We start from the raw sequence: 4,830 nt of genomic DNA, 5'->3' as shown, positions 1-4,830 counted from the left end.
GAGGAAAGCAGAGGCATACGCCGACCGTCCCAGATTATTGACCTGAAGGCTTTGATGGGGGATGCATCAGACAATATCCCGGGTTGTCCGGGTGTGGGACCGAAAACCGCGCTCAAGCTTATTGCCGAATATGATTCATTGGATCAGGTATATGCCCATATCGACGAGATAAAAGGGAAGCTGAAGGAACGCTTGATTGCAAATCGGGAACAAGTCTACCTCTCGTATGAACTGGCATCCATTATGACGGACGTGCCTTTGCAGTGTGAGCTGGATCAGTGCCAGTACAGCTGGAATCAGGACAAGCTGATTCCGAAACTCGAGGAATTTGAATTCAAATCCATTATCCGATCTATTATGAAAGGCATCGCTTAGGAGCCTGAGGTGTCGGCTACGTGTTCATCCTCTGTTTCTTCCTGCTTCGTATGCGTATGATGACCGGGCGGGTACTGACGCGGAAGCTCGGCATGCAATTGTCGATTCTCATAGGCAAATCGGTTAGGCGGACGCTGGTCTGCGCGCCAGGGCGTGCTTTTTCCGAGTGATTCTGTTCGCAAGGTGGAGGCATAAGGGCCTTCTGGAAATTCTTCCGGGATGGTATCATTGCGCTGTGATTCGACTGTCGCGACATCGGTATAGGAACTTCGCCTTTCTCTTACGAATCCATCTGCCATGTTCGTGTATTCCTCTTTTGGATATGTTACATCTTTCAAGAGATCTAGCTCGAATTCGATTAAATGTGCCCATAGAATGTGATTTAAATGATTGTGTTTGGAATTTACGTCATTCTGCAACTTTGAATAAATTTGAGGAATTGGAGTTTCGTGGTCTTTTCAAGGTTCTGGGTGAGGTAGTGAGTGGGTAAGCTCAGTTTAACAAACTAAGAAAATATCTTTTAAAACCACACTTGATTTTCCTCTAATATAGAGGAGTTTTAGGTGTTTTTGTCGAAATGTTAGAGCTAATAATAACAGGGTTTAAGTGTGAAATGAACTGTACGAAGGAGGAAGTAAAATGTCAGCTGCTAGACTAAAACAGAAGAAATTATCCAAGCGTAAAGTATACGCGGTTGACTTATTCTGTGGAGCTGGTGGGTTGACACATGGTCTGGTGAATTCTGGAATCGATGTTAAGCTTGGAGTAGACATTGATCCAGCATGTAGTTACCCATACACCTCGAATAATAAAGCTAAATTTGAACTGAAGTCAGTTGAGGAGCTACAGGAAAGCGACATCAGAGAAAATTTTCGTAAAAATGGTATAAATTTGTTGGCTGGGTGTGCACCTTGTCAAACATTCTCGACATACAACCGTAAAGCAGACCAAAATGATGAGAGATGGTGGTTGCTTTTACAGTTTTCAAGGCTTGTAAGAGAAACTACACCTGAACTAGTCACTATGGAGAATGTCCCTGAATTGATAAAACAGGAAGTTTTTAATAATTTTGTGAAGGAACTTCAAGACATAGGCTACTTTGTTTGTTATCAAATTGTCAATTGTGCGGAATACGGTTTGCCTCAACAGAGGCGACGCTTAGTGCTATTGGCCTCAAAAATAGGCGAAATTCAATTGCTCCAGCCAGATGATTTTGAAATCACCCATAAGACTGTGCGTGAAGCGATTGGAGAGTTACCTCCCATTAATGCTGGGGAAATTTATGATATGGACCCACTGCACCAATCATCTTCTTTGTCAGATAAGAACTTGAAACGTATTCAAGCATCTAGGCCTGGCGGCACTTGGCGGGATTGGGAAGACGAATTAATTGCTGAGTGTCATAAAAAAGGCACTGGGAAAAGTTATCCGAGTGTATACGGGCGTATGGTATGGGATGATCCTGCTCCGACCATGACAACTCAGTTTTTTGGATTCGGAAATGGGCGATTCGGTCATCCTGAACAGGATAGAGCAATCTCACTTAGAGAGGGTGCCATTTTACAAACTTTCCCTAAAGAATATAAGTTTGTCCCTCCAGGAGAGCCGATAGCCATTAAGACAATTGGTCGTCTAATCGGTAATGCTGTACCTGTTAAGTTAGGAGAAATAATAGGGTTAAGTATACGGGTGCATTTAAAGAATTATGAAATGCAAATTAAAAAAACGAAAAAGAGAAAGATCAAACGAATCAAGAGCGGGGGTAGTATGATTGGGGAATGAATTCAAAATTACTATCAGTCTTAATGTTTTGAACCATCTTGGGATTAACTTATATAGTAACATTGCTTCTGTTCTCGCAGAAACAGTAGCGAACGCATGGGATGCCGATGCTAAGTCAGTTGATATAACAATAGATAGGGAAAGTAATATAATAACCATTTTTGATGATGGCCATGGCATGACAAAATTAGATATAAATCATAAGTTTCTTAAAGTTGGCTACCCTCGACGAGAAACAGAAGAAGGTCGGTTATCACCGAATCTGAAGCGACCTGTAATGGGGAGGAAAGGAATCGGTAAATTATCACTTTTTTCTATCGCTGATACTATTGAAGTTTATTCTGTTCGTGATGGTGAGAAAAGTGCATTGAAAATGTCGCTGCCTGAACTTAAAGAACAGATAAAGGGCACTGGGGAAGCTGGAGGTACATACAATCCGCACGTACTCAATACTGATGGTATTAATTGGACTTCTGGTACAAGAATAATTCTACGAGATTTAAGGCAAAAAAGAATATTTGAAACTTCTTTGAGAAAGAAGTTAGCTAGAAGGTTTAGTGTAATTGGTGAAAAAAATGATTTTTCTGTCATTGTAAATAAAACTCCAATTAGTATCGCAGACAGGGACTATTTTAATAGATTGGAAAATATCTGGACATTTGGTCAGGTAGATTTACCTAGAAGCATCGTTCCAACAGAAAATGTACCGAATGCTGTTACTAAAAATGGGAATGAAATCAAGGGTTGGATTGGTACGGTTAAAGAATCTTCTGATTTAAAGGACGGTTCGGAAAGTCTAAATCAGATTGTAATTATGGTGCGAAATAAACTTGCACAGGAAGATATATTATCAGAGATAAATGAAACTGGTATTTATAGTTCTTACCTTATCGGAGAGATACATGCAGATTTCTTGGATGATGATGATTTAGAAGACATAGCTACGAGTAGTCGGCAACATATAATAGAAGATGATCCGAGATACATTGAATTGAGAGATTGGGTGAAAGAACAACTTAAGAAAATTCAAAATAAATGGTCTAAATTGAGGGATCAAAAAGGTAAAGATGAAGCTTTAAAGAACCCAGCTTTAAATCAATGGTTTAAGACATTATCCCCAGATCACAAGTCCTCAGCCACAAAGTTGTTTGGTCGTATAAATCAGATGACTGTTGATTCGAGTGAAGATCGAGAGACGTTGTTTAGTCATGCAGTGTTGGCATTTGAAAGTTTGAAGTACCGAGATAATCTTGAAGCGTTAGACAAAATCTCAGTTGAGAATTTACACGCTTTAAGTGAAGTCTTTGGCAGGCTTGATGATTTAGAAGCTTCTCTTTATTATCAAATTGTTAAAGAGCGGATAGAAGTAATAAGGGTTTTGGAAGAACGTGTTGATGCTAATGATTTGGAAAAGGTTATCCAAGAACATCTGTTTAATCACTTATGGTTGTTAGATCCTTCTTGGGAAAGAGCAACGGATTCTGAATACATGGAGCAGCGGGTTGATAAAGTCTTCGGAACCTTGGATGCTGAATTAACAGAGGAAGAAAAAAGGGCCAGACTGGATATAAGATATAAAAGCGTTTCTGGGAAACATATAGTTATAGAATTAAAACGTCCTGACCGCATTGTGGATTACTGGGAACTAGGACGACAGATCGATAAATACAGGGGTGCAATGCAAAAAATTCTTGATGAAACCAATGCAAAGGAACCTCTTGAATTTATATGTGTATTAGGCAAACCGCTGAGGGGATGGGAGGACTCGCGTAAAAGAGAGGAAGATGTCACTAAACTTAAGAGTCAGGATGCTCGAGTAGTCCTTTACCCAGAGTTAATTCGAAATGCAATGCAAGCATATCAAAGTTATTTGAGCAAAAGTAAAGTAGCTGGTCAAGTATTCGATTTGATAAGAAATATTCAGTCGGGAATATAAACCTCTGATTCGAAATTGGTTTTGATCTCTAAAGTTGAACCATCATCAGTAGCAAATTCGGTGTAACCCAACATCCAATATTTCTTGAAAGCTCTACTGAACGTTACAGAACCGTTTTTTGTTCTGTGATCATTATATGGACAAGATTCGGGAGGTAGTCCGCTAAGTGCTGCTTCTTTCCCTTTACTAAACGCTCCTAGAAATGCTTTGTTTTTTGTGGATGGAAGCAGGCGTATCACCTCCGAGGACATTTTAAAGGAACTCATTTGTTAGTATGACTACATATTTCCTATTTTATGCAATTTCTTTTGGGCACTAGTACATCGCTTTTCGAAACATTTTCCAGTAAAGGTTGTTTTACCGCCTAGGATCTCTAAAGCAGAGGAAGTGTAAAATATAAACTTCACGTGGGATAACAAATATTCGGAGGTAAGAATATTGCTATATACAGATGTAATTGCACCTTGGCGAAGCAGTATTCCGCCAGCGGAACGTCTGTGAATATTTTGACCGGGGATGGAGATACGCTGCAACTGATCAATACGTACACCCGTGTGTCCTTGATGAAACGAGGATTTGGAAACTATGAGACCATTGATCTTCATAACCTGGAGGAAAGCAGAGGCATACGCCGACCGTCCCAGATTATTGACCTGAAGGCTTTGATGGGGGATGCATCAGACAATATCCCGGGTTGTCCGGGTGTGGGACCGAAAACCGCGCTCAAGCTTATTGCC

Annotated in this window: 6 protein-coding genes; 4 read left to right on the top strand and 2 right to left on the bottom strand. The window is 40.3% G+C overall.

Translation table 11 applies throughout. The features are described 5' to 3' along the window. Window positions 1–375, top strand: a 375-nt coding sequence (locus ACFSUC_RS09905; protein WP_379929396.1) for a 5'-3' exonuclease, incomplete at its 5' end; no start/stop codon positions are given. Here the strand turns inward: ACFSUC_RS09905 and ACFSUC_RS09900 are convergent. Beyond that, on the bottom strand, window positions 372–674 hold the full coding sequence (locus ACFSUC_RS09900) for a hypothetical protein (protein ID WP_379928763.1): 303 nt from the start codon (window positions 672–674) through the stop codon (window positions 372–374). The two genes, ACFSUC_RS09905 and ACFSUC_RS09900, sit on opposite strands and share 4 nt — an antisense overlap. Before the next feature lie 340 nt (window positions 675–1,014). On the opposite strand from ACFSUC_RS09900, the gene ACFSUC_RS09895 reads away from it, so the two are divergent. Together ACFSUC_RS09895 and ACFSUC_RS09890 are read left to right on the top strand one after the other, a co-directional pair. Next, entirely contained in the window at window positions 1,015–2,157 is a 1,143-nt protein-coding gene (locus ACFSUC_RS09895; RefSeq protein WP_379929395.1) for a DNA cytosine methyltransferase, read from the top strand. After that, a complete protein-coding gene (locus ACFSUC_RS09890) occupies window positions 2,147–4,093 on the top strand; it encodes a BbrUII/HgiDII family restriction enzyme (RefSeq protein WP_379929394.1) in 1,947 nt (648 codons plus the stop codon). Before ACFSUC_RS09895 ends, ACFSUC_RS09890 begins: the two co-directional genes overlap by 11 nt. Here ACFSUC_RS09890 and ACFSUC_RS09885 read toward each other — a convergent pair. Further along, entirely contained in the window at window positions 4,078–4,344 is a 267-nt protein-coding gene (locus ACFSUC_RS09885; protein ID WP_379929393.1) for an Rmf/CrpP family protein, read from the bottom strand. The two genes, ACFSUC_RS09890 and ACFSUC_RS09885, sit on opposite strands and share 16 nt — an antisense overlap. Before the next feature lie 213 nt (window positions 4,345–4,557). Between ACFSUC_RS09885 and ACFSUC_RS09880 the strand changes: the two genes are divergently transcribed. Then, the coding region (locus ACFSUC_RS09880) for a 5'-3' exonuclease H3TH domain-containing protein (RefSeq protein ID WP_379929392.1) at window positions 4,558–4,830 on the top strand (273 nt) is incomplete at its 3' end.

This window comes from Marinicrinis sediminis (assembly GCF_042685085.1).
Taxonomy (GTDB): domain Bacteria; phylum Bacillota; class Bacilli; order Paenibacillales; family KCTC-33676; genus Marinicrinis; species Marinicrinis sediminis.
This window is presented reverse-complemented; position numbering and strand designations above follow the sequence as displayed.